The organism is Polaribacter sp. BM10, assembly GCF_002005425.1.
GTDB lineage: Bacteria > Bacteroidota > Bacteroidia > Flavobacteriales > Flavobacteriaceae > Polaribacter > Polaribacter marinaquae.
The window spans coordinates 2,950,889-2,977,111 of record NZ_CP019704.1; the positions used below are offsets into that span (position 1 = coordinate 2,950,889).

The 26,223-nt window shown below is 30.7% G+C and carries 23 protein-coding genes; 14 read left to right on the forward strand and 9 right to left on the reverse strand.

Features of this window, described 5'->3' with window-relative positions; translation table 11 throughout:
• The first annotated feature begins 106 nt into the window (after nucleotides 1-106).
• Complete coding sequence (locus BXQ17_RS12975; protein ID WP_077811049.1) at nucleotides 107-1,648, forward strand: glycine--tRNA ligase; 1,542 nt, start codon at nucleotides 107-109, stop codon at nucleotides 1,646-1,648.
• A 194-nt stretch (nucleotides 1,649-1,842) separates the two neighbouring features.
• Complete coding sequence (locus BXQ17_RS12980; protein WP_149025911.1) at nucleotides 1,843-2,247, forward strand: hypothetical protein; 405 nt, start codon at nucleotides 1,843-1,845, stop codon at nucleotides 2,245-2,247.
• A gap of 120 nt (nucleotides 2,248-2,367) precedes the next feature.
• On the opposite strand, the gene groL is transcribed toward BXQ17_RS12980, so the two are convergent.
• From groL to miaB, 7 genes are all read right to left on the reverse strand, one after another.
• A complete protein-coding gene (groL, locus tag BXQ17_RS12985; RefSeq protein WP_077811051.1) occupies nucleotides 2,368-4,005 on the reverse strand; it encodes a chaperonin GroEL in 1,638 nt (545 codons plus the stop codon).
• A 110-nt stretch (nucleotides 4,006-4,115) separates the two neighbouring features.
• Nucleotides 4,116-4,391, reverse strand: coding sequence for a co-chaperone GroES (groES, locus tag BXQ17_RS12990; protein WP_077811052.1), 276 nt, complete (start codon nucleotides 4,389-4,391; stop codon nucleotides 4,116-4,118).
• A gap of 176 nt (nucleotides 4,392-4,567) precedes the next feature.
• Nucleotides 4,568-4,897 (reverse strand): preprotein translocase subunit SecG, encoded by a 330-nt coding sequence (gene secG / locus BXQ17_RS12995; RefSeq protein WP_077811053.1) that lies wholly within the window; start codon nucleotides 4,895-4,897, stop codon nucleotides 4,568-4,570.
• Nucleotides 4,894-5,661, reverse strand: a complete 768-nt coding sequence (locus BXQ17_RS13000; RefSeq protein WP_077811054.1) for a hypothetical protein — start codon at nucleotides 5,659-5,661, stop codon at nucleotides 4,894-4,896. Before BXQ17_RS13000 ends, secG begins: the two co-directional genes overlap by 4 nt.
• Before the next feature lie 15 nt (nucleotides 5,662-5,676).
• Nucleotides 5,677-6,183 (reverse strand): LptE family protein, encoded by a 507-nt coding sequence (locus BXQ17_RS13005; protein WP_077811055.1) that lies wholly within the window; start codon nucleotides 6,181-6,183, stop codon nucleotides 5,677-5,679.
• A 2-nt stretch (nucleotides 6,184-6,185) separates the two neighbouring features.
• On the reverse strand, nucleotides 6,186-7,409 hold the full coding sequence (locus tag BXQ17_RS13010; RefSeq protein WP_077811056.1) for a sigma-54-dependent Fis family transcriptional regulator: 1,224 nt from the start codon (nucleotides 7,407-7,409) through the stop codon (nucleotides 6,186-6,188).
• An 82-nt stretch (nucleotides 7,410-7,491) separates the two neighbouring features.
• Nucleotides 7,492-8,949 carry a tRNA (N6-isopentenyl adenosine(37)-C2)-methylthiotransferase MiaB gene (miaB, locus tag BXQ17_RS13015; RefSeq protein ID WP_077811057.1) on the reverse strand — a complete coding sequence of 486 codons (1,458 nt, stop codon included), beginning with the start codon at nucleotides 8,947-8,949 and terminating at the stop codon, nucleotides 7,492-7,494.
• Nucleotides 8,950-9,322: 373 nt separating this feature from the next.
• Here miaB and topA point away from each other — a divergent pair, with 373 nt between their 5' ends.
• The 7 genes from topA to BXQ17_RS13050 all read left to right on the forward strand — a co-directional run bounded on the left by topA (nucleotide 9,323) and on the right by BXQ17_RS13050 (nucleotide 18,882).
• The gene (gene topA, locus BXQ17_RS13020) at nucleotides 9,323-11,842 is read left to right on the forward strand and encodes a type I DNA topoisomerase (protein ID WP_077811058.1); all 2,520 of its coding nucleotides are present in this window, start codon (nucleotides 9,323-9,325) and stop codon (nucleotides 11,840-11,842) included.
• A gap of 38 nt (nucleotides 11,843-11,880) precedes the next feature.
• Nucleotides 11,881-13,041, forward strand: coding sequence for a formimidoylglutamase (locus BXQ17_RS13025; RefSeq protein ID WP_077811059.1), 1,161 nt, complete (start codon nucleotides 11,881-11,883; stop codon nucleotides 13,039-13,041).
• 106 nt (nucleotides 13,042-13,147) lie between these two features.
• On the forward strand, nucleotides 13,148-14,521 hold the full coding sequence (gldK, locus tag BXQ17_RS13030) for a gliding motility lipoprotein GldK (RefSeq protein WP_077811060.1): 1,374 nt from the start codon (nucleotides 13,148-13,150) through the stop codon (nucleotides 14,519-14,521).
• Between the two features lie 32 nt (nucleotides 14,522-14,553).
• Nucleotides 14,554-15,198, forward strand: coding sequence for a gliding motility protein GldL (gene gldL, locus BXQ17_RS13035; protein WP_077811061.1), 645 nt, complete (start codon nucleotides 14,554-14,556; stop codon nucleotides 15,196-15,198).
• A 40-nt stretch (nucleotides 15,199-15,238) separates the two neighbouring features.
• Entirely contained in the window at nucleotides 15,239-16,771 is a 1,533-nt protein-coding gene (gene gldM / locus BXQ17_RS13040; RefSeq protein ID WP_077811062.1) for a gliding motility protein GldM, read from the forward strand.
• A 14-nt stretch (nucleotides 16,772-16,785) separates the two neighbouring features.
• Nucleotides 16,786-17,640, forward strand: coding sequence for a gliding motility protein GldN (gldN, locus tag BXQ17_RS13045; protein ID WP_077811063.1), 855 nt, complete (start codon nucleotides 16,786-16,788; stop codon nucleotides 17,638-17,640).
• Nucleotides 17,641-17,835: 195 nt separating this feature from the next.
• Complete coding sequence (locus tag BXQ17_RS13050; protein ID WP_077811064.1) at nucleotides 17,836-18,882, forward strand: FAD-binding oxidoreductase; 1,047 nt, start codon at nucleotides 17,836-17,838, stop codon at nucleotides 18,880-18,882.
• Between the two features lie 2 nt (nucleotides 18,883-18,884).
• On the opposite strand, the gene BXQ17_RS13055 is transcribed toward BXQ17_RS13050, so the two are convergent.
• Entirely contained in the window at nucleotides 18,885-19,265 is a 381-nt protein-coding gene (locus tag BXQ17_RS13055) for a DUF983 domain-containing protein (protein ID WP_077811065.1), read from the reverse strand.
• Between the two features lie 76 nt (nucleotides 19,266-19,341).
• Here BXQ17_RS13055 and BXQ17_RS13060 point away from each other — a divergent pair, with 76 nt between their 5' ends.
• From BXQ17_RS13060 to BXQ17_RS13075, 4 genes are all read left to right on the forward strand, one after another.
• Nucleotides 19,342-21,261, forward strand: coding sequence for an ABC-F family ATP-binding cassette domain-containing protein (locus tag BXQ17_RS13060; protein ID WP_077811066.1), 1,920 nt, complete (start codon nucleotides 19,342-19,344; stop codon nucleotides 21,259-21,261).
• A 92-nt stretch (nucleotides 21,262-21,353) separates the two neighbouring features.
• Nucleotides 21,354-22,292: a 1-aminocyclopropane-1-carboxylate deaminase/D-cysteine desulfhydrase gene (locus BXQ17_RS13065; RefSeq protein ID WP_077811067.1), complete on the forward strand. Its 939-nt coding sequence runs from the start codon at nucleotides 21,354-21,356 to the stop codon at nucleotides 22,290-22,292.
• Nucleotides 22,292-23,143, forward strand: a complete 852-nt coding sequence (locus tag BXQ17_RS13070; RefSeq protein ID WP_077811068.1) for a glucosaminidase domain-containing protein — start codon at nucleotides 22,292-22,294, stop codon at nucleotides 23,141-23,143. The genes BXQ17_RS13065 and BXQ17_RS13070 overlap by 1 nt, the downstream gene beginning before the upstream one ends.
• Before the next feature lie 8 nt (nucleotides 23,144-23,151).
• Complete coding sequence (locus tag BXQ17_RS13075) at nucleotides 23,152-23,667, forward strand: gamma carbonic anhydrase family protein (protein WP_077811069.1); 516 nt, start codon at nucleotides 23,152-23,154, stop codon at nucleotides 23,665-23,667.
• A 164-nt stretch (nucleotides 23,668-23,831) separates the two neighbouring features.
• Here BXQ17_RS13075 and BXQ17_RS13080 read toward each other — a convergent pair whose 3' ends face one another.
• Nucleotides 23,832-24,290 (reverse strand): hypothetical protein, encoded by a 459-nt coding sequence (locus BXQ17_RS13080; protein WP_077811070.1) that lies wholly within the window; start codon nucleotides 24,288-24,290, stop codon nucleotides 23,832-23,834.
• Between the two features lie 297 nt (nucleotides 24,291-24,587).
• Here BXQ17_RS13080 and BXQ17_RS13085 point away from each other — a divergent pair, with 297 nt between their 5' ends.
• On the forward strand, nucleotides 24,588-26,216 hold the full coding sequence (locus BXQ17_RS13085; RefSeq protein ID WP_149025913.1) for a mechanosensitive ion channel family protein: 1,629 nt from the start codon (nucleotides 24,588-24,590) through the stop codon (nucleotides 26,214-26,216).
• Nucleotides 26,217-26,223 lie beyond the last annotated feature (7 nt).

Here is a 26,223-nt window from a genome sequence, read left to right on the forward strand (position 1 = left end):
TTTGAGTTTTACAGAAGTTATTCCAAATAAAACCCTCTTATTTTTGTTAAAATGAAATTATTTTTTTCTTGAAAAAGTTGTCTAAACGTTTATCTTTGTCGCCATTATGGCAAAACAAGAAGATCAATTTAAAAAAGTATTATCGCACGCTAAAGAATATGGTTATGTATTTCAATCATCTGAAATTTATGATGGTTTAAGTGCGGTTTACGATTATGCTCAAAACGGTGTTGAGTTAAAGAAAAATATTAGAGATTATTGGTGGAAAGCAATGGTGCAAATGCACGAAAATATTGTTGGTATAGATGCATCTATTTTAATGCACCCAACAACTTGGAAAGCTTCTGGCCATGTAGATGCATTTAATGATCCTTTAATTGATAATAAAGATTCTAAAAAAAGATATAGAGCAGATGTTTTAATAGAAGATTATTGTGCCAAAATAGAAGGTAAAATAAACAAGGAAGTAACCAAAGCAGCAAAACGCTTTGGAGATGCATTTAATAAAGAAGAATTTTTAGCTACTAATGGTAGAGTTCTTGGTTATCAAGAAAAAATTAATACTATTTTATCTAGAATGGGTAAATCTTTAGAAAATGAAGATTTAGCTGATGTAAAATTATTAATCGAAGAGTTAGAAATTGCAGACCCATTAACAGGGTCTAAAAATTGGACAGAAGTTAAGCAATTTAACTTAATGTTTGGTACTCAAATTGGGGCTTCTGCCGAAAGTTCTACTCAAGTTTATTTAAGGCCAGAAACAGCTCAAGGTATTTTTGTCAATTTCTTAAATGTACAGAAAACAGGTAGAATGAAAATTCCTTTCGGAATTGCACAAACTGGTAAAGCGTTTAGAAATGAAATTGTTGCAAGACAATTTATTTTTAGAATGCGTGAGTTTGAACAAATGGAAATGCAATTTTTTGTAAAGCCTGGTACACAAAAAGAGTGGTATGATGCATGGAAGGAAACCCGTTTAAAATGGCATTTAAGTTTAGGAATGGGAGCCGAGAACTATCGTTTTCACGACCATGAAAAATTAGCTCATTACGCAGATGCTGCTGCAGATATCGAATTTAATTTTCCGTTCGGATTTAAAGAATTAGAAGGAATTCATTCTAGAACAGATTTCGACTTAAAAGCTCACGAAGAACATTCTGGAAAGAAATTACAATATTTCGACCACGAAGAGAACAAAAATTACACACCTTATGTAGTAGAAACTTCTATTGGTTTAGATAGAATGTTTTTAGCCGTTTTTTCTAATTCTTTACAAGAAGAAGCTCTAGAAAATGGTACAACAAGAACAGTTTTAAAGTTGCCAGCAGTTCTAGCACCTTTTAAAGCTGCCGTTTTACCTTTAGTAAAAAAAGATGGTTTACCAGAAGTTGCAAGACAAATTATGGATGACTTAAAATGGGATTTTAATGTTTTTTATGATGAAAAAGATGCTGTTGGTAAACGTTATAGAAGACAAGATGCTGCAGGTACACCGTTTTGTATAACTGTAGATCACGATTCTTTAGAAGATAATTCTGTTACCATAAGGCATAGAGATACTATGGATCAGAAACGTGTTAAAATTTCTGATTTAAAGGATATTATAAAAGCAGAAGTAGATATTAAAACTTGGTTGCAAAAAATGTAATTAAATTTAACTATAAAGTATAAATACCTCATCTTAATCGATGGGGTATTTTACTTAGGTACAAGTACTAGAATTTATAAAAAGGGTAATTGCACGCTAAAATTAATGCTTGTTTTACATGAATTTTACAACTCTAAAAGGTGGAATCTGAAAAACCTATAATAGAGTAAGAAATTAAAAAAAAACAATTTATTATGTCTGGAATTGCAAATATTGAAAGCGAAGTTACATTAGGAGGAGGTGCTCAGTTTTGGGTTTATATTTCGCCACAAAATGATACGGCAAATGTTGTAAAAGGTTGGTCGGTTACCTTTTCTCAAGGAAGTTGGAGTGATACAATAACTTCAGAAAATCCTACAAAACAAATTAAAACTCCAAATTTATCAGGAGACTTTACTATTGAAGTTACTGCATTAAATACATCTACGAATCCACCTATGAGAGTTAATGTTCCTGCACAATCTGGTAGTAGAAATGTAATTGGTTGTAATTCTAATTGTGCATCTTTTGTTGGTTTAATAGCAGATGAAAAACCTTTAATGGGAGGTGTTAATGTGAAATTCTGGACAACTTGGGATGCTATGTGTGCTCAAGGTTAATCGATGTTTTTATTAAAATTAAAAATCCGTTAGAAAAATAATTCTAACGGATTTTTTTATTTAATTTTTCTCTTTAAAATCAAAATGATAAAAGAGGAATTAATTTGTAGAAGTATGTTACTACATCATTCCTGGCATTCCACCACCCATTGGAGGCATTCCGCCACCTGCAGGTGCATCTTCTTTAATATCAATTAAAGCACATTCTGTAGTTAAAATCATTCCAGCAACAGAAGCTGCGTTTTCTAAAGCAACACGAGTTACTTTTTTAGGATCGATAATACCAGCATCTAACATATTTACATATTGATCTGATTTTGCATCATAACCAAAGTCTTTTTTACCTTCTAAAACTTTGTTTATTACAACAGAACCTTCGCCACCAGCGTTTTCTACAATAGTTCTTAAAGGAGCCTCAATTGCTTTGTTAACAATTTGTACACCTGTTGTTTCATCTAAGTTTTCTGTAGCTAATTTTTCTAATACTTTTTTAGCACGAACTAAGGCAACACCACCACCAGCAACAATACCTTCTTCTACAGCAGCTCTTGTTGCATGTAAAGCATCATCAACTCTATCTTTTTTCTCTTTCATTTCTACTTCAGAGGCAGCACCAACATATAATACAGCAACACCACCAGCTAATTTAGCTAAACGTTCTTGTAATTTTTCTTTGTCGTAGTCTGATGTTGTAGTTTCTATCTGAGCTTTTATTTGACTAACTCTTGTTTTAATAGTATCTGCATCACCAGAACCATTTACAATTGTAGTATTATCTTTATCAATAGTAATGCTTTCTGCAGTACCTAATAAATCTAAAGTTGCGTTTTCTAAAGAGAATCCTCTTTCTTCAGAGATTACAGTTCCGCCAGTTAAAATAGCGATGTCTTCTAACATTGCTTTTCTTCTGTCTCCAAAACCAGGTGCTTTAACAGCTGCAATTTTTAATCCACCTCTTAATTTGTTTACTACTAAAGTTGCCAATGCTTGTCCATCTACATCTTCAGCAATAATTAATAAAGGTCTACCAGATTGAGAAACTGGTTCTAAGATTGGTAAAATTTCTTGTAAGTTAGAAATCTTCTTATCGAATAATAATACATAAGGATTTTCTAAATCTGCAATCATTTTATCTGCATCTGTAACAAAGTATGGCGATAAATAACCTCTATCAAACTGCATACCTTCTACAACATCTACATAAGTATCTGTTCCTTTAGCTTCTTCTACAGTAATTACACCTTCTTTACCAACTTTACCAAAAGCAGTAGCAATTAAATCTCCTATAACTGCATCGTTATTTGCAGAAATAGAAGCTACTTGTTGTATTTTTTCTGATGAATTACCAACTTTTTGAGTTTGCTTTTCTAAATCTGTAACAATTGCTTCTACAGCTTTGTCAATTCCGCGTTTTAAATCCATAGGATTTGCACCAGCAGCAACATTTTTTAAGCCTTCTTTTACAATTGCTTGTGCTAAAACAGTAGCCGTTGTTGTACCATCACCAGCTAAATCGTTTGTTTTAGATGCAACTTCTTTTACCATTTGAGCTCCCATGTTTTCAAGCTCATTTTCTAATTCAACCTCTTTTGCAACAGAAACACCATCTTTGGTTACAGTTGGTGCACCAAAAGATTTAGAAATAATTACATTTCTTCCTTTAGGTCCTAAAGTTACTTTTACGGCATTTGCCAATGCATCTACACCGCGTTTTAAACCATCTCTTGCTTCAATATCAAATTTTATATCTTTTGCCATTGTTTTTATTTTTTGATTTTAGCTTTGGCTCTAGGCTTTTAGCTAAAATAATTTGTTTTTACTTTATTGTTCTTTGCTTTAGGTAAATAGTCAAAAGCAAATAGCATTATTTATATAATCGCTAAAATATCAGATTCGCGCATCATTAAATAATCTTTACCCTCTAGTTTAAGGTCTGTCCCGCCGTATTTACTGTATAAAACAGTATCACCAACTTTTACAGTTAATGGCTCGTCTATTTTACCATTACCTATGGCTACAACTGTACCTTGTTGTGGCTTTTCTTTTGCATTGTCTGGAATGATTAATCCGGAAGCTGTTTTTGTTTCTGCAGGTGCAGGTTCTACAAGAACTCTGTCTGCTAAAGGTTTAATGTTTAATCCCATTTTTAATACGTTTTATTGATTAAATTAATTTTTTACACTTTCATAATAGTCAGAAATTATGCCATTAGATTATAACTGACATTTTTTCAATATTAGAAATAATTAAGCTGATTTTTGCACAAAAAAAAATGCCAACGTGTCATTTACGTTGGCATTTTAAATTTTATAAATAATAGTTATTTTAAACTATCGTTTGTGCTTGTAGTTGGTTCTGCTGGCGTTGTAGTTTCTACACCGTCTAAAGTATTGTCTAATTGAAAATTATTATCACCATCTCTAGGAATTGCAAAATTTGCTAATAAAATTAAAGCAAACATAGCAATTGCCAACGTCCAAGTTGTTCTGTCTAAAAAGTTGTTTGTGTTTTGTACACCACCTAAAGATTGTGCACCACCGCCACCAAAAGAAGAAGATAATCCTCCACCTTTAGGGTTTTGTACCATAACAATTAGGATTAAAGCTACTGCTACAATCAAAATAAGGATTAAAAAAGCTGTATAACTCATGATTTATTTTTTTGTAAAATTTGTATTCTTTTAATTTGGTCTGCAAAGAAACCACTTTTTTCTGGATATTTCAAACTTAAAATTCGATAAGCTTGTATTGCGTTTTCATACTTCTTTTGTTCTAGATAAACTTTGGCTAAAGTTTCTGTCATTAAAGCAGCGTCTTGTTTGTTTTTTGTAACTGGTACAGCAATCGTTTTTCCTTTTTCTAAAGGCTCTATTTTAGGATTATTTTTAATAAATTTATTAATAATATCTTCTGCTTTTATTGTCTTTTTTATTGGTTTTTCTTCTGTTCTTACAATCGCCTTTTTAGTAGATAACTGCAGCCATTGTTGAAAAGAGTGACTTTCTGAGTTAGAGAATGACAAAGGTTTGCCTATTTCTAAATTTTCTTCTGCCTTATCAATAATCGTTGTTGTATTCGTTTCTTCATCAGCATTAATAGAAAGAATAGTTTCTTTTTGATGATTGTTTTCTAGTTTAGATGAAATTTGTTCGTGAATTGTTTCTTCTTTAGAAATTTCACTTTTAAAAGATGTTATGTAATTAAATAAAACAGTTCTGTCTGTTGTATATGCTGCCGTTAATTTTAACTCATTATTATACTTAAAACTATCTTGATTTTTTAAGCCTTTTAAATACAAAGCTCTTGCTGCTTGAAAATAAGGAAATTCTTCGATTACAGATTTTAATTCGGCAGTTTCTATCTGCTGAATATCTGTTTTGCCTTTAGCGATTTGTATGAATGTAGAAGATTTCAATATTTAAAATTTAGTTTACCATTTACCAACAGAAGCATTAAAAATATCTTGCGTAATTCTGTCTATAATTTCTTCAAAAGCTGCTTCTTGCACGCTGCCGGTTAATTGAGATGTTGCTGGATAATCAGAATAGAATGAAAACGATTTTTCGAAATCTTTTTTCTCATCAGTATTATTAATATATCTAACGTTTACGGTAATTGTTAACCTGTTTTGGGCAGAAGTTTGCGCAGATGTTGCACTCATAGGTGCAATTCTGTAACTTGTAATTTCTCCGCTGAAATGCAAGTCTCCGTTATTTGGCGTTAATGTTAAATTTGTTTGCCTTGTAAATAAATCTTGTAATTCGTTTGTGAATTGCTGACTTAAAGTTGGCTCTATTAATTGGGCTTGATTGGGAAAAAAATCTACTTGAATTGTTTTTGCATTACCAACATCACCACCTGTAAAACCGTAAATTCCGCAACCAATTAATAAAAAAGAACTAATTGTAAAAAGTACTGTGTAAATTAATTTTTTCATAATTATAAATCGTATTGTTTAATTTTTCTGTACAATGTTCTTTCAGAAATACCTAGTTCTTTAGCAGCAAGTTTTCTTTTATTATTGTTCTTTTCTAAAGATTTTTTTATCATTTCAATTTCTTTGTCTTGTAATGATAAAGATTCATCTTCTTCTATAGTTTCTATAAAATCGTATTCTTTGTCTTCAGAATTATTTTGCGGAATATTTAGAACTTCGATATCGTGTTCTTTTAATTCTTTATCGCTATAAATTTTTTCTAATAATTGATGATTTTCTTCTTGTACTTGTTCTATATCTCCGTTTTTCATTAAATCTAACGTTAACTTTTTTAAATCGTTAATGTCGTTTCTCATGTCAAACAAAATCTTGTACATAATGTCTCTTTCCGTAGAAAAATCATTTTCTTTTTTACCACCAACAACTGCTGGCAAATTACCGTTGTTATTAGGTAAATATTGGTTTAGCTTAGAAGCTGTAATGGTTCTACTTTCTTCGATTACAGAAATTTGTTCTGCTAAGTTTTTTAACTGACGAATGTTACCCGGAAAGCGATAGTTTAATAAAACATTTACTGCATTTTCATCTAATCGAATAGAGGGCATTCTATATTTCTGAGCAAAATCTGCTGCAAATTTTCGAAATAATAAATGAATATCTTCATTACGATCTCTTAAGGCAGGTAATTGAATTTCTACAGTGCTTAATCTGTAATACAAATCTTCTCTAAAACGTTCTTTTTCTATAGCTGCTTGCATATTTACGTTAGTTGCAGCTACAATTCTAACGTTCGTTTTTAAAGTTTTAGAAGAACCAACTTTTATAAACTCTCCGTTTTCTAAAACACGTAATAATCTTACTTGGGTTGTTAAAGGTAACTCACCAACTTCATCTAAAAATATGGTACCACCATCAGCTACTTCAAAGTATCCTTTTCTGTCTTGTGTAGCACCTGTAAAAGATCCTTTTTCGTGACCAAAAAGTTCGCTATCAATAGTTCCTTCTGGTATTGCACCACAGTTTACAGCAATGTATTTTGCATGTTTTCTATGAGATAAAGAATGTATTATTTTAGGAATACTTTCTTTACCAACACCACTTTCTCCGGTAACTAATACAGAAATATCTGTAGGTGCAACTCTTACGGCTTTTTCTAAAGCTCTATTAAGTTGCAAATCGTTACCAATTATGCCAAAACGTTGTTTGATTGCTTGTAAGTTTTCCATTTTCTTTTTCTTAGAATAGAGAAAAAAGAATCTAGAGATAAGGTTTTTCTTAAAACCTATCTCTAGATTTCTTTTCTAAAAATTAATTATTATCAGAATACCCAATAACAGTTCCTTTTAAGGTTGCAGAAGTACAATCTTCTATTTTAACCATTACAAAGTCTCCTAATTTATAGTTTCCTTTATCAAAAACAGCAACGGTGTTTTGGGTATTTCTACCTTTCCATTCGTTAGGATTTTTCTTAGAAGTACCTTCAATTAAAAATTCTTCTACTTTACCTAGATGTTGTTTAGTTCTGTATAAGGCATGTTCTTGTTGTAAATCTATAACTTCTTGTAATCTTCTTTTTTTAACTTCTTGCGGTACATCATCTTCCATTTTGTTACCGGCTAAAGTACCTGGTCTTTCAGAATAAGAAAACATAAAACCAAAATCGTATTTTACATATCTCATTAGGTCTAAAGTATCTTGATGATCTTGCTCTGTTTCTCCGCAGAAACCAACAATCATATCTTGAGATAAAGACATTTCTGGTACAATTTTAAAAATATTGTCAACCAGCTCCATATATTCTTCTCTAGTATGTTGTCTGTTCATTGCTTTTAACATGGCGTTACTTCCGCTTTGAACAGGTAAGTGTAAATATTTACAAATATTTTTATGTTTAGCCATTACATGAATAACGTCTAAATGCATGTCTTGCGGATTCGATGTAGAAAAACGAAAACGAGTTTTTGGAAATTTAGTAGCGCAAATATCTAGCAACTCTGCAAAACCAACTGCAGTAGCTTGTGCCATTTCAGAAGCTTTTTTAAAATCTTTCTTTAAACCGCCGCCATACCATAAATAACTATCTACGTTTTGACCAAGTAAAGTAATTTCTTTATAATTTTGATCTACCATTTGACCAATTTCTTCTAAAATACTTTTAGGGTCTCTACTTCTTTCTCTACCACGTGTAAAAGGAACTACGCAAAAAGTACACATATTATCGCAACCTCTGGTAATAGAAACAAATGCAGATACACCGTTAGAATTTAAACGAACTGGAGCAATATCTCCGTAAGTTTCTTCTTTAGATAAAATTACATTTACGGCATCTCTACCTTCATTAACTTCTTCTAATAAGTTAGGTAAATCTTTATAAGCATCTGGGCCTACAACTAAGTCTACAATTTTTTCTTCTTCTAAAAACTTTTCTTTTAGACGTTCTGCCATACAGCCTAAAACGCCTACTTTCATGTTTTTATTAGATTCTCTTTTTACTCTATTGTATTTTTGTAAACGCTTACGAACAGTAGTTTCTGCTTTTTCTCGGATAGAACATGTGTTCACCAAAACCAAGTCTGCTTCTTCTAATATTTGGGTTGTATTATAACCTTGCTTGTCTAAAATAGCAGCAACAATTTCACTATCATTCATATTCATTTGACAACCGTAGCTTTCAATAAATAATTTTTTAGTGTTTTGTTCTTTATTTTCTGTAACAAGTGCTTTACCTTGTATTCTTTCGTCTATTACTTTTTCGATTTGCTCCATAATTCAAAAAATGAGATGCAAATATACAACCAAAATTCAAATTGAATGACAAATTGGCAGAAAACAAATAATTATCAATTATAAATTAACAGAAATATAAAGAACATTCATTTTTTCTAATTTATGTTCAATCTTTTGAACCCTGTTTTTAAGATTTACTTTGATATACTTCAAAATAAATCAAAAAAATAAAATTCATAAAACAGAATTTAAAAGTTTAATTAATGTAAATTTAAGTTGATTTTAAAGGTCTTTTTGTATTAAAAATGATGTAAAAAGAAACTAAAAAAAGAATTAATAAAAAAAACTACATACTTTTGCAGTTGGATAAAGTGCGATTTCGATTGCATTAATTACGAAAACAGAAAGATAAATGGCAAAGAATTTAGTAATTGTAGAGTCACCAGCTAAAGCGAAGACGATAGAAAAATTTTTAGGAAAAGATTTTCAAGTAGAGTCTAGTTATGGGCACATTGCAGACTTACCTTCTAAAGAATTAGGAATTGATGTAGATGGAGACTTTAGTCCTAAATATATAGTATCAGACGATAAAAAACCAGTTGTAAAAAAGTTAAGAACTTTAGCGAAAAAAGCAGACACTGTATGGTTAGCAAGTGATGAGGATCGAGAAGGAGAAGCTATTGCGTGGCACTTAAAAGAGCAGCTAGATTTAAAAGACGATAACACAAAACGTATCGTTTTTCATGAAATTACTAAAAATGCCATTTTAAAAGCTGTTGATAATCCTAGAGATATAGACTATAATATGGTTAATGCACAGCAAGCGCGTAGAGTTTTAGATAGGCTTGTTGGTTACGAATTGTCGCCAGTTTTATGGCGTAAAGTAAAAGGAGGATTATCTGCAGGTAGAGTTCAATCTGTTGCTGTAAGGTTAATTGTAGAAAGAGAACGTAGTATTTTAGATTTTAAACCAGCTACACATTATAAAGTAGTAGCACAGTTTTCTAATTTAGAAGGAAAATCTTTTAAAGCAACAATACCAAAAAACTTCGACTCTAAAAAAGCGGCAGAAAGTTTTTTAAATTCTTGTGCAAATGCAGATTTTAAAATTGCAGATTTAACTAAAAAACCTGCAAAAAAATCTCCGGCAGCACCGTTTACAACTTCTACATTACAACAAGAAGCATCAAGAAAATTAGGGTTTCCGGTAGGTAAAACAATGCAAGTAGCACAGCGTTTGTATGAAGCCGGTTTAATTACTTATATGAGAACAGATAGTGTAAACTTATCTGTAGACGCAAGAAATGCTGCTGAAGAAGAAATAAGCAATTATTACGGAAAAGAATATAGTAAGCAACGTGTTTTTAAATCGAAAGCAAAAGGAGCTCAAGAAGCTCACGAAGCGATTAGACCAACAAACATGAAAATGCATTCTATAGATACAGAATACGATCAAAATAGATTGTATGATTTAATCTGGAAAAGAACATTGGCGTCTCAAATGAGCGATGCACAATTAGAGCGTACAAACGTTAAAATAGAAAATTCTGAAAACGATAAAATCTTTACTGCAAACGGAGAGATGATTAAGTTTGAAGGTTTCTTAAAGGTTTATTTAGAAGGTAATGATGATGAAGATGGTGAAGAACAAGCTGGTATGTTACCAAATTTAAAAGTAAACGATGCTTTAGAATATACATTTATAAACGCAACACAGCGTTTTACGAGTCCACCATACAGATTTACAGAAGCTTCTTTGGTAAAACAATTAGAAGAATTAGGTATTGGTAGACCATCTACGTATGCACCAACAATTTCTACGGTTCAAAGAAGAGGTTATATAGAAAAAGGACAAAACGAAGGTGTAGAAAGAGAATATCAGCAATTAATTTTAGCTAATGGTGTCGTAAAAAGCGAAACGTTATCAGAAAAAACAGGTTCTAATAAAAACAAATTAGTGCCAACAGATATTGGTAATATTGTAAACGACTTTTTGGTAGCTAATTTTTCTAATATTTTAGACTTCGGATTTACAGCTCGAGTTGAAAATTCTTTTGATGATATTTCTGAAGGAGATGAAGATTGGATAGAAATGATTAAAAGTTTCTACATCAAATTTCATGATAATGTTGAAGATGTTAAAGAAAATGCAGAAAGAGAATCCGGAGAACGTATTTTAGGTAAACATCCAGAGTCTGGCAAAACAGTTTTAGTGCGTTTAGGTAAATTTGGTCCTATAGCGCAAATTGGTGCGCCAGAAGACGAAGAAAAACAATTTGCGAGTCTTAACAAAGATCAGCAATTAGGTACAATTACTTTAGAAGAAGCTTTAGATTTATTTTTGTTGCCAAAAACTTTAGGTACATACGAAGGTGAAGAAGTTATTGTTTCTAATGGTCGTTTTGGACCTTACATCCGTTTCGGAAAAATGTTTGTTTCTCTTGATAAAGGAGAGAATCCGATGGAAGTAGATATGGCAAGAGCAGAAGAATTAATTGTTGCTAAGCAAAAGGCAGATGCGCCAATTTATCATTACGAAGATTTACCAGTACAAAAAGGTGTTGGGCGTTTTGGGCCATTTATCAAATGGAACTCAATGTTTATCAACGTAAATAAAAAATACGATTTCGATAATTTATCTGATGATGATATTGTTGAGTTAATCGAGGTGAAAAAGCAAAAAGAAATAGATAAAGTTATTCATAATTGGGAAGACGAAGGTATTCGAGTTGAAAAAGCAAGATGGGGTCGTTTTAATGTAATAAAAGGTAAAATTAAAATTGAATTACCTAAAACTACAGATATAGAAAAACTAACCAAAGCAGAAGCTATCAAAATGATAGAAGCTAAAGCACCTAAGAAAAAGGCAGCAAAGAAAAAACCAGCAGCTAAAAAGAAAACTACAGCTAAAAAAACGACAAAGAAGAAATAATTAGTTAGTATCTTGCATACTTTATTTACAAAAAATTGATGAGCCAAGACTTTTTAACCCCTATAAAAGATTCGGTTGTTGCAAGTGTATTGCAGCAATCTCAGTCATGTTTGGGGCAACATATTCAAATACATTCTAAAGAAGAAGGCTTTCCTGATTTAGAAAATGTTCAAATAGCTATTTTTGGAGTAAAAGAAGATCGAAATTCACATAACAACTTTGGCTGTGGTGAAGATTTATTTAAAATAAGAGAAAAGTTTTATCAATTATTTCCAGGGAATTGGCACACAAATATTGCAGATTTAGGAAATGTAGAAAAAGGTAATAAGGTTTCTGATACTTATTTTGCCGTTAAAGAAATTATAACTTCTTTAATCAAAGAAAACATTATTCCTGTTATAATTGGTGGTGGTCAAGATATAACTTACGTAAATTACAGAGCTTATGACGAGCTAGAGCAATCTGTAAATATTACGGCTGTAGATAGTAGATTCGATTTAGGAAATTTAGAAGGCGAATTAAGTTCTCAATCTTACTTGAGTAAAATTATTATGCAAGAGCCTAATAATTTATTTAATTACTGCAACGTTGGGTACCAAACCTATTTTAACTCTCAAGAAGAAATAGCATTGTTAGATAATTTATTTTTTGATGCATATCGATTAGGAAAATCTAAAGAATTAGAAAATATAGAACCAGCATTTAGAAATGCAGATATTGTTTCTATAGATATTGGTGCTATTCGACAAAGTGAAGCACCGGCAAACAATAATGCCTCTCCAAACGGATTTTACGGTGAAGAACTTTGTGCAATTTCTAGATATGCAGGTATTAGCGATAAAGTTTCGTCTTTTGGTATTTACGAATACAATTCTAAGCTAGATAATAATAATCAAACAGCACATTTAATCGCACAAATTATTTGGTATTTTATAGAAGGAGTTAACTACAGAGTAAAAGATTATCCATTTTCAGGAAAAGAAAATTATCAGAAATTTACAGTTTTATTTGATGATGATGAACCTTTAACTTTTTACAAGAGTAATAAATCTGGTAGATGGTGGGTAGAAATAAATATTTTGTCAAATAATAAATACAAAAGACATGCGTTAATACCATGTACATACCAAGATTACACAGAAGCAACCAAGCAAATTATACCAGAAAAATGGTATAAAGCAATGAAAAAGATGGTGTAGTTTATAAGATTATAAAAAAATGAATACGTTAAATGCAATTTCAATATTGTTTTTTAACAAAAAAAATAATAGGTTTACGAACTTTTAGTTAAGATATAAACAGAATATGAAGAAAGCAGCAATATTTGCACTTTTATTAGCAGTAATTTACAGTTGTGGCTCTAATGATAGAGGAGAGTTGGTGGGTGTTAAAGTTAAGAAGAAATGGTTTTCAGAAAAACCATACGGTATGGCTTTAATTCCTGGTGGTTCATTTACAATGGGTAAGCAAGATCAAGATATTATCGGTACTATGAATGCACCAACAAAAACAGTTACTGTTAGGCCTTATTATATGGATGAAACTGAAGTTACTAACAATGAATACAAAGAATTTGTTCATTGGGTTAGAGATTCTATCGTAAGAACAAGATTGGGATATCAAGCAGAGTTTGCCGCTTTAAGTGCTGCTCCAGATCCTAACGGAGCTTTACCTTCTGGTGGAATACATGAGTATGCTTTTGCTACAGTAGATACTACAGATGCAACACCTTACCAAAGATATATGTATGAAAACTACTGGAGCTTAGGCGATGGTATCGATTCTATAAAACCATTAAATTGGGAAACTGAATTGGTTTGGAAAAAAGAAGAATATCCAGATATGGATTATGTAGAGGTAATGGATTCTCTTTATATTAGTAGAGAAGAAGCCGTAGACGGTATTAGAACTTTTAATCCTAAATTCTTAAAGTATAGATATTCTTGGTTTGATAGAGATAATGCTGCAAGAAAAGGAGGAAATAGAAAAGATTTTGTTCAAACTGAAGTTTTAAATATTTACCCAGATACAACTGCTTGGGTAAAAGATTTTAATTATTCATACAATGATCCTATGCACCAAGATTATTTTTATCACCAATCTTATGGAGATTATCCTGTTGTTGGTATAACTTGGGAGCAAGCAAATGCTTTTTGTAATTGGAGAACTAAAAAGAAAAACGATTATTTAAAAGGAAGAAAAAACGCTACTCAAGTACCAGATTTTAGATTGCCTACAGAAGCAGAATGGGAATATGCTGCACGTGGAGGTTTAGAATTTGCAACATATCCATGGGGAACAGGAGGAACAACAAGTGATAGAGGTTGCTTTTTAGCAAACTTTAAGCCTGTAAGAGGTAACTATGCGGTAGACGGTGCTTTATATACTATGGAAGCTAAGTCTTTTAATGCAAACGATTATGGTTTGTACAATATGGCTGGTAATGTTTCTGAATGGACAAATACAGCATATAATTTATCTTCTTACTACATGGCTTCTACAATGAACCCTAATGTTGAGGATAGAAAAAATAAAAGAAAAATTGTAAGAGGTGGTTCATGGAAAGATGTAGCATACTTTTTAGAAGTAAGTTCTAGAGATTATGAATATGCAGATACTGCAAGAAGCTACATTGGTTTTAGAACCGTTCAAAACTATATCGGAACAGGAAATAAATAATAATAAAAACCCCTAAATTAATTTAAAGAAAAATGGCACAGTCAAGAGCGTACAAAAAAGGAATGAATTTCGTTTACGGAATTGGAGCAGCAGTAGTAATTATTGGAGCTTTATTCAAGATTCAACATATAAACATCGGGCCAATTACAGGTGGTTTAATGCTAACAATTGGTTTAATTGCAGAAGCGATAGTGTTTTTAATTTCTGCTTTTGATGCACCAGAAGAAGATTTAGATTGGTCTAAAGTTTATCCAGAATTAGCAGAAGGAGGAATTTCTTCTAAAAAAGAAACTAAAAAATTAGGAGCAGAAGGAATGCTTTCTCAAAAATTAGATAGTTTATTACAAGAAGCAAAAATAGATTCTAACTTAATGGCAAGTTTAGGTTCTAGCATGAAAAACTTTCAAAATGCAGCAGAAGGATTATCTGCAGCATCTGGTTCTGTTGCTTCAACTAATAAATACAACGAAGAAATGTCTAAAGCTGCATTACAAATGGAGTCTTTAAATAATTTATACAAAGTTCAAGTAGAAAATACAAGCAAACAAGCAGAATTAAATACTTCTGTTGTAGAAAACACAGAAAGATTACACGAGCAAATGAAAGCTTTAGCAAGCAACTTGTCTTCTTTAAACGGAGTATATGGTAACATGCTATCTGCAATGTCAAACAAATAATTAGTTTCACTAATGTATATTAACTTAAAAACTAATTAGAATGGCAGGAGGAAAAATGTCCGCAAGACAGAAGATGATTAACTTAATGTATCTTGTATTTATTGCAATGTTAGCAATGAATATGAGTAAAGAAGTTTTATCTGCTTTTGGATTCATGAACGAAAAATTAGTAGAAAACAACCTTTCTACAGCAGAAAAAAATGCTTTAGCTTATACAAATTTGGCAACAAAGGCTTCTGAACAACCAGAAAAATTTGGACCATTAAAGCAGAAAGCAGACAAAGTAAAAGAATACTCTTCTGAGTTTTATCAATATTTAGCAGATTTAAAGTCTAAAATGACTGCAGATATAGAAGATAAAGACAATTATGAAGAGATGGATAAAACAGATTGGTTAGATGCTTATTTCTTTAAAGGAGACAATTATACAGCAGAAGGACAAGAGTTTTTAGATAAAATGAATGGTTACAGAAATAATGTTTTAAATGCATTAGGATCTGATAGTAAATTTGCACCTGTATTAAATAAAAGGTTTTCTACTGCCGATGTAGTAGATCAAGAAACAGGGAAAGAAATTCCATTTTTAAGAGCAAGGTATGAAGGTTTTCCAATGGTAGCTTCATTAACAAACTTTACACAAATACAAGCTGATGTAAAAAATACTGAAAGCGATATAATTTCAGATTTATTAGGCGGACAATTAGAAAGTGAAGTTTCTATGTCTAATTATAATGGTGTTGTGCAACTTGATAAGAATGCTTTTTATCCTGGCGATAAAGTTACAGGAAGTGTTGTTTTAGGAAGATATGACCCAAGTTTAAAACCTAGTAGAGTAGAATTAAATGGTAAAAAATACGATAACTTTAAAGATGGTAGCGTAGTTTTAGATTTAAGAGCTGGTAGTGTTGGAGAAAAAGATATTAAAGGAACAATTTACTTTATGGAAAACGGAGAAGAAGTTCCGGTTCCTTTTAAAAGTTCTTATTCTGTAATTTCTAAACCAAACGCACCTGTTGTATCTGCAGATAAAATGAATGTAGTATATAGAGGTTTATCAAATCCTATATCTATTTCTTTACCAGGTGTGCCAGATAAAGATGTTAGAGCAAGTGCACCAGGATTGCAAAAAACTGGTTCTGGTAAATACATGATGAGACCAAAAGCAGGAAATACAGTTAGTATTAATGTTTCTGCAAAATTAGCAGATGGTAAAAATGTAAACACAAAAACTGTGTTCAGAATTAAAGATATACCAGCAGCAATGGGAACAGTAAGAGGACAATTTGGTACAGTAAGAATGCCAAAATCTGGTTTAGCTAATACGCCAATAGGTGCAGGTTTGCCAGACTTCTTATTCGACTTAGATTTAAGAGTAACAAGCTTTAAAGTAAAAGTTCCAGGTCAATTAGCAATAATTGTAAATGGTTCTAAATTAAATGCAGCTGCCAAAAAAGCACTTTCTAAAGCAAGAAGAGGAGATATAATTAATATTTTCGGTATTCAAGCAGTAATAAAAAATAACTCTTATAAACTAAAAAAGGTATTACCAGTTAATATAGAGTTAACAAACTAGAAATAAACATAGTTATGATTAAAAATTGTGTAATAATAGTATTCGCTATCCTAACAACAGGTTTTGTAAATGCGCAAGCAAATTTATTAAACGCAAAATCTGTAGACCAAATTGGTGTAAAAAGCGATCAGCAATTGGCAGCAGATAATGATGGTCCAATTCCTTATGGTTACGTAGATGACAGAGACGTTTTATGGTCTAAAGTTGTGTGGGAATTTATCGATTTAAATCAAAAGATAAACCTACCATATTACTTTCCTATAGATACAACTAATATTTCTTCTGATAGAAGATCTTTGTTTCACACAATCATAAAAGGTATAAAGCAAGGTAAAATTAAAGAAGCATACGACGATTCTTTTTTTACATCAAAAATTACACAACAAGAAATAGACCAACGTTTAATTAACGTTCGTGAAGAAAACGGTTATACAGATACTTTTAGAATCCAAACAGAAGATGTTGCAGGTTATATGATTAAAGGTATGTGGTATTTTGATAAGCGTCAAGGCGAGTTAAAATACAGAATGTTAGCTTTAGCGCCAATGGGTAAAGATGTTCAAACACTAGGAGTTCAAGAAATTGAAGACGATGAGTTATACGAATTATTCTGGATTTTCTTTCCTTCGGCAAGAGAAGTATTACACGATGCTAAAGTTTTTAATCCAAAAAACGCATCACAACCAATATCTTTCGATCATTTGTTAAATGCAAGAAGGTTTAGCTCTACTATTATTAGAGAAGAAAATATTTACGGTAATAGAGCCATAGAAGACTATGTTAGAGGTAATTCTTTATTTCAGTTGCTAGAAGCAAATAAGATTAAAGAAGACATTAGAAACAGAGAAATAGATATGTGGAATTATTAATCCGCAATTAAAATTCATACAAAACGTTTGCGTAAGCAAGCGTTTTTTTATTTGAAGCTATTTCCTGCTTTCAACACTCGCTTTTTTTCATTCTTCAAAAAGAGCTCAAACAAATGTTTCAATCAGGGCTAAACTTGTTTGCAAACAATTAGAAATACTAGCTTATTAAAGCTTATTTATGTACTATTAATTATTATGAAAGTAGATTATATTATAGTTGGTTTAGGTTTGGCGGGTTTAGCTTTTGCAGAAGAGTTATTAAAAGCTAACAAAACATTTATTGTTTTTGAAGATGCGTCGCAAACATCCTCTTTAGTTGCTGGCGGAGTTTATAATCCTGTAATTTTAAGAAGATTTACTCCTGTTTGGCAAGCTGCAGAACAATTGGCAATTGCAATGCCATTTTACAAACATTTAGAAGAGAAATTACAAGAAAAATTTGATCAGAAAATAGAAATCAAAAGAGCATTTAAGTCTGTAGAAGAACAAAATAATTGGTTTGCAGCTTCAGATAAAACAAGATTAAAGGAATTTTTAAATTCAGATTTAGAACATAAAAAGGTAGATGGCGTAATTGGTGATTTTGGTTTCGGAATTGTAAATGAAACCGGAAGAATTGATACGTTAAAACTTGTAAATGCATATCGTAACTATTTAGAAACTAATAATGCAATTCAATTTGAAAAATTCGATCACTCTCTTTTAGAAATATCAGAAAATAAAATCAGATATAAATCATTTACATCTTCTAAAATTGTTTTTTGCGAGGGCTTTGGTTTAAAAGAAAATCCTTTTTTTAATTATTTACCTTTAGATGAAGTAAAAGGAGAGTTAATTACAATTCATGCTCCGGAATTAAATATCGATTTTTTACTAAAATCAGCGTTATTTTTAATCCCTTTAGGTGAAAATAAATACAAAGTTGGCGCAACTTTTAATCATAAAGATAAAACATCGGTGCCATCAGTATCTGGTAGAGAAGAATTGGTGTTAAAACTTAAAAAAGTTATAGACGTACCATATACAATATTAGACCAAACTGCAGGTATTAGACCAGCCACTGCAGATAGAAGACCTTTTGTAGGCGTGCATCCAACGCATAAAAACTTGGCAATCTTAAATGGTTTAGGCACAAGAGGTGTAATGATTGCACCAAAATTAGCTTCTAATTTATACGATTTTATAGAAAATAATATTGCTTTAGATGAAGCAGCAGATATAAAAAGATTTCAGAATGTATAAAACTACTTTTTAGTTTTAGGGTCGTAAGAAACAAACATATTAATCCATAAAATTCTAGACAATCTTAAATTTACTGGTGCCAATAAAATTAAAGTGATAATGATAGCAGCAAAAGATTGCAATAAGCCTAAGTTAAATACTAAAGATGAAATTAAAAAGGTAGCTACAGAAAGCGCAACTGTAATACCATAATTAACATACATTGCGCCATAAAAAAATGAAGGTTCCATCATATATTTTAAATTACAGCTTGGGCAATTATCGTGCAATTGTGTAATTTTAGATGGATTAAAAGTAAATTTATATTTAAAAAAATCACCTTCGTGGCACTTAGGGCACTTTCCTTTAGCAATACTATATATTTTTGTTCCTTTTTTAAACATCTTAACCTTAAAATTTATATACTTTTGCAAAGGTAAATTTTTTACATCTTTAATTTAGTAACAATTATTACATTTCATGCTAAACGTTCATAATTTAACAGTTTCATTTATGGGAACTGATTTGTTTTCTGGTATTACTTTCAAATTAAATAAAGGAGACAGAATTGGTTTAATAGGTAAAAATGGAGCAGGAAAATCTACACTTTTAAAAGTTCTTTCTAAGGATATTGAAAGTAGTGGAGGTACAATGGCGTTTGATAAAGATGTACAAATTGGTTTTTTAAGACAAGATATAGATTTTGTTGAAGGAAGAACTATCTTAGAAGAAGCGTATCAAGCATTCGAAGAAATTAAAGAAATAGAACTACAATTAGATCAAATAAACGAACAATTAGCTACAAGAACAGACTACGAAAGTGAATCTTATAGCCAATTAATTATTGATTTAACAGAAAAAACAGAACGTTACGAGCTTTTAGGAGGTTACAATTACCAAGGAGACACGGAAAAAATTTTACAAGGTTTAGGTTTTAAAAGAGAAGACTTTGATAAACTAACCGATACTTTTTCTGGAGGATGGAGAATGCGAATTGAATTGGCAAAATTACTATTACAAAATAATGACATTTTGCTTTTAGATGAGCCAACAAACCATTTAGATATCGAATCTATTATTTGGCTAGAAAATTTCTTAAAAGGATACGCTGGTGCAATTGTATTGGTTTCTCACGATAAAATGTTTTTAGATAACGTAACAAATAGAACTATAGAAATTTCTTTAGGGCAAATTTACGATTACAAAAAACCTTATTCAGAATTTTTGCTTTTAAGAGGAGAAATTAAAGAAAAGCAATTACAAGCTCAAAAAAATCAAGAGAAAGAAATAAAGCAAAAACAACACTTAATAAACAAGTTTAAAGCCAAAGCTAGTAAAGCCTCTATGGCGCAATCTTTAATGAAACAACTAGATAAAGTTGAGTTGATTGAAGTAGATCAAGACGATAATCAGGCAATGAATGTTCGATTTAACATTTCTAGAGAACCTGGTAAAATTATTGTTGAAGCAGAAAATTTGTGTAAAAGCTATGGCGATAAACACGTTTTAGAAGGTGTAGATTTATTAATAGAAAGAAATAGTAAAATTGCTTTTGTTGGTCAAAACGGACAAGGAAAATCTACATTGGCAAAAATGATGGTCGGAGAAATTCCGTTTGAAGGTCATTTAAAATTAGGTCATAATGTAGAAGTTGGTTATTTCGCTCAAAACCAATCAGAACATTTACCGCCAGAAAAAACAGTTCTAGAAATCATGGAAGATGCAGCAACAGATACTAACAGAATGCGTGTTAGAGATATGTTGGGGTCTTTCTTATTTGGTGGAGATGCTGTAGATAAAAAAGCAAAAGTACTTTCTGGAGGAGAAAGAAATCGATTGGCATTATGCAAATTATTGCTGCAACCATTTAATGTTTTAATAATGGATGAGCCAACAAACCACTTAGATATTGCCTCAAAAACAGTTTTAAAAGAAGCTTTAAATAACTTTAATGGTACATTAATTGTAGTTTCTCACGATAGAGAATTCTTACAAGGTTTAACTACTACAGTTTATGGTTTTAAAGACAAAGAAATTAAAGAATATTTAGGTGATATCGATTATTTCTTAGATCAACATAAATTAGAAAATTTAAGAGAAGCAGAAAAAAGAACGGTTGTAAAAGTTGCTAAAGACACTTCTAAAAAAGAAGCACATTTATTATCTAGAGAACAAGAAAAAGAGTTGAAAAAACTAAATAATAAACTCTCTAAAGTAGAAACTGAAATTGCAGATTTAGAAAAAGAAATAGAAACAATAGACTTAGAATTGGCTAATAATTACGATGAAGTTTCATCTAGACCAAATTTCTTTGAAAAATACAAAGCTAAAAAAGCAAAATTAGATGCTGCAATGGAAGAATGGGAGAAAATAGAAGCGCAAGTCTCTAACTTTTCATAATTCTATCTAAATTTTATTCCTGATTTTAATCAGGAAACTTAAACTAAATACTAAAATTTTAAAAATTCTTGTAGTCGCAAGAATAAATGCCCATGGATTTAAACGCAACAATTGTATCAAAAAACGAACAAATAGAACTCTCTCTATTAAAAGAAAAAAATGTAGAACTTTTTATTAAAAGAGAAGATTTAATACACCCGTTTGTTTCTGGTAACAAGTTTAGAAAACTAAAATATAATATTGAAGAAGCAATTAAGTTAAAGAAAAAATCTGTCTTAACATTTGGTGGCGCATACTCTAACCACATTGCCGCAACTGCTGTAGCGGGTAAGTTAGCAGGTTTAAAAACGTTTGCTGTAATTAGAGGAGACGAGTTAGGTAAAAATATTAAAGAAACTTTAGAAGGAAATCCAACTTTAAGAAAAGCAGCAGAAAATGGAATGAAATTTCATTTTGTATCAAGAGAATTGTACAGGCAAAAAACGTCTTTTGGTTTTATAGAAAAGATGAAAAATAAATGGGGAGATTTTTATATGATTCCTGAAGGAGGAACTAATGGTTTGGCAGTAGAAGGTTGCCAAGAAATTTTAACAGAACAAGATTCTAAATTCGATTATATTTGTGCTGCTGTTGGTACTGGAGGTACTATTTCTGGAATTATAAAATCTTTAGAAAAACATCAAAAAGTTATTGGTTTTCCTGCTTTAAAAGGTGCTTTTTTATCGGAAGAAATTAAAAAATATACCATTCGTAAAGACAATTGGAGCTTACAAAAAAAGTATCATTTTGGTGGTTATGCAAAATTTAATGATGAGTTGATAGAGTTTATCAATACATTTAAAGAGAAAACGGGTGTTCTATTAGACCCAGTTTATACAGGTAAAATGTTGTTTGGTATTTTAGATTTAATTAAAAAAGATACTTTTGAAGAAGGTACTAAGATTTTAGCAGTTCATACTGGTGGTATACAAGGAATTGATGGTTTTAACGCAAACTTAGTTAAAAAGAATCTACAAATTATAAATGTGTAATGAAGTTAAAAATTATTTTTAGTTGTGTTTTTTTATTGATTTTATCTAGCTGTGGAGCTAAGAAAAAGGTTGTAAACAAGAAAAATCCGGGTGTGGTAATTGTAGAGCCAGCACCTATAGATTTGCCATCTGTTAATGAAGTAGAATTAACAAAAAAACTAAACAAAAATAATCCTAGATTAAATAAAGAAACGCTTTCTTACATTAGAAAATATGCGCCAATTGCAGTAAAAGAAATGCACGAATATAAAATTCCGGCAAGTATAACTTTAGCTCAAGGAATTTTAGAATCTGGTAAAGGTAAAAGTGAGTTGGCTTTAAAGTCTAATAATCATTTCGGAATTAAATGTCATACTACCTGGAAAGGCGAAAGAGTATATCATGATGATGATGAAAAAGGAGAGTGTTTTAGAAAATACGTTTATCCAGAAACTTCTTATAACGACCATTCACTTTTTTTAACACAAAGAAGTAGATATGCTTTTTTGTTTAATTACAATGTTAAAAACTATAAAAAATGGGCTTATGGCTTAAGAAAAGCAGGTTATGCAACAGATAGAAAATATCCTGCTAAGCTTATAAAAATAATTAAAGACTATCAACTTTATGAGTTTGACAAAATTAAGAAAGGAAATTTTGTTGAAAAAGTAAAAAACCTGAATGAAGGAGAAAAGTTAGAAAAACCAATAGTTATACCAAAGGTTACAAGCAGTTTTTATAAAGTAAAAAAAGAAGATACTTTGTATTCTATTTCTAGAAAATTTAATATATCTGTAGCCAACTTAAAAGCAATTAACAATTTAGACAGTAATATTATTTCTGTAGGACAAAAATTGTTGGTAAAAAAGTAAGTAAAAATATGGCAATAATAAAACCAGTAAGAGGTAAACATCCACAAATTCCATCAGATTGTTTTATAGCAGAAAATGCAACCGTTTTGGGCGAAGTATCTTTAGGTAAAGAATGTTCAATTTGGTATAATGCGGTAATTCGTGGCGATGTACACTTTATAAAAATTGGCAATAAAGTAAATATTCAAGATGGCGCTGTAATACATGCAACGTATCAAAAATCGCCAACAACTATTGGCAATAACGTATCTATTGGACATAATGCAATTGTGCACGGTTGCACAATTAAAGACAATGTTTTGGTTGGTATGGGAAGTATAATTATGGACGATTGCGTAGTAGAATCTAATTCTATAATTGCTGCAGGTGCTGTGGTTACAAAAAACACAATAGTAGAAAGTGGTAGTATTTACGCGGGCGTACCTGCTAAAAAAGTGAAAGATATTTCAGAAGAATTAATTTCTGGAGAAATAAATAGAATTGCAGACAACTACGTTACCTATTCTAGTTGGTTTAAAGAGTAATTTTTTTGGCGTTACACAAGGTCGGGCTTTACATTATATCTTTTTTTCGTTCCTCAAAAAAGGATGCCATTTCAATCCCTAACGCAATCCCAAGATTTTTAAAATAAAAAAGACCAATTTCTGTTAAGAAATTGGTCTTTTTATTAATCAACTAATTCAAATATTTATTTTCTAACTCTTCTACCTTCTTTGCGGTTTTTCATCCCTTTTCTTTTCGCCATTTTTTTACCTTTCATAGCTCTTTTTTTGTGCATTTTTTCAAATTTTTCAAACTGTTCGTCGTTTAAAATATCTTTCATGCTATTTCTCATTGCTATTTGAGCGTCTAATCTTTTATTTTGCATTGCAAAAATTTCATCAGAAGTAGGTCTTTTTTTATCTTTTCTAGCTTCCTTTCTCTTTTCCATCTCTGCTTTTCTTTCTGCAATTTGATTAGAAATTAAAGGCTTAATTTGATTTTGTTGCTTTCTAGATAAATCTAAAGCTAAGGTCATTTTTTTAACAGTTAATTCTGTTTGTTGTTCTGTTGTTAATCTTGCACGTTTATCAGTTTTACCTCTTTGGGCTTGCGTACTTACTGTAAATGCGAATACGAATACTAAAATGCTTACTAATTTTTGCATGTTTTTATCTTTTTAATTATTTTAATTTTATACTTCTAAGACTGTGTAAAATTAAAAAGGTTTAATTTATGTTTCTTATTAACAGTATTTTAAGGTTTGTGTTTAAAGCAAAAAATACTCGAATTCAATTAAGAACTCGAGTATTATAATATACTAATTAATCAACCCAAAAAATTAGCAACTGTTAAGCTTTATTTTTGTTGTAAATGTTTTATTTTTTAATATTTATACTTCTTTGACTGTAAAAAAATCAAAAGGTTTAAATTTGTAATTAAATTCTTCAAAATTATTATTTCTATGCGTAAAATATTTTGGTTATTATTTTTAGTATCATTTACAATAAACGCTCAAAAAGATTCTGTAAGAGTAGATTTAAGCAACCCTAATGCTACCTTATATACGCATTTATATTTTTTACAATCAGATTCTTATCAGCCTAAAAAATCTGCTAAGACAATTTTAGGTTTACCAGAAAAAGAAGCGATAAAAAAAGTTGTAAGAATTAAAAAGGTTTTAGACGGTAAAGGTCTTTATGTAGATTTTAATAAAGTCCCAAAAAATGCCAACTATAAAGATACTGTTCGATATTCTTCTTATGAAAAATACACACCTTTTCCGCAGCGAATGCCAGAAATATCTGTAGAAAAAATAGAAAACAAATGGTATTATTCTTCTGAAACGGTTGCTAAAATAGATAGTTTATACAATGCTGTTTTTCCTTGGTATGTTCAAAAGATTCAAGATTTTATTCCAGAATTTGGACATAAAAAATTATGGACCATAGAATATTGGCAATTATTTTCTGTGCTTATTTTTATGGTATTAACCGTACTTATCTTTTTTGTTTTTAGAAAATTAACGTTTGTAATTTTAAATAAAATACAGCAAAAAATTACGAAAACTACAGATATTACTTTTGATCAATCTTTAAAAAAATTGGCAAGACCAATTAGTTTATTAATTGCTATTAGTTTTTTAGATAGTGTTTTTCCTTCGTTATACTTTAGTTTAGAAATTAATAAATGGGTTTTCTTGTTTATAGATATTGCTAAGGTTGTGTTTTGGACATACGTTTTAATAAACTTAGTTCATGTTTTAATGAAGTTTTACAGTGTTTTTACAGAAAAAACTCATAACCGATTAGACGATCAATTATCACCAATATTGCACAACTTTTTTGTTGGCTTGGTTATATTTATTGGTATTTTAAGGTTAGTAGCTTTATTTGGTGTTGATACTACAACTATTTTAGCAGGTGCGACTATTGGTGGTTTAGCGGTTGCTTTGGCGTCTCAAGACACGGTTAAAAACCTAATTGGTACCATTATGATTTTTCTAGACAAACCTTTTCATATAGAAGATTGGATTGAAGCCGGAGAAGTTGTTGGTACAGTAGAAAAAGTAGGTTTTAGATCTACAAGTGTGCGTGCTGCAGATACATCTGTCTACCAAATACCGAATAGTAAACTATCAGAAATTGTTATAAATAACAAAGGTTTACGTTTATTTAGACGTTACAACACAAATTTAGGTTTGCGTTACGATACTCCGCCAGAATTAATCGAGGCATTTGTAAAAGGTGTAAGAGAAATAATTATTGCGCATCCAGAAACAAGATCCGACTCTTACAATGTAGAATTTACTGGTTTTGGAGATTCTGCATTATTGGTAATGGTAAATGTATACTTTAAAAGTTTGGCTTGGGGTGTAGAGCAATCTTCTAAACATAGATTGCATATTGCAATTGTAAAGTTGGCAAAAGAATTAGGTGTAGATTTTGCTTTTCCTTCTACAACAGTTACAATAGAACATTTTCCAGAAAAACAAGGTCTAAGCCCAAAATATAATACAGATGCTGGCAGAATTGATACTGCAATTACAAAAGTTTTAGAAGAGTTTAATAAAGAAAACCCGAAAGAAGATTAATTTATAA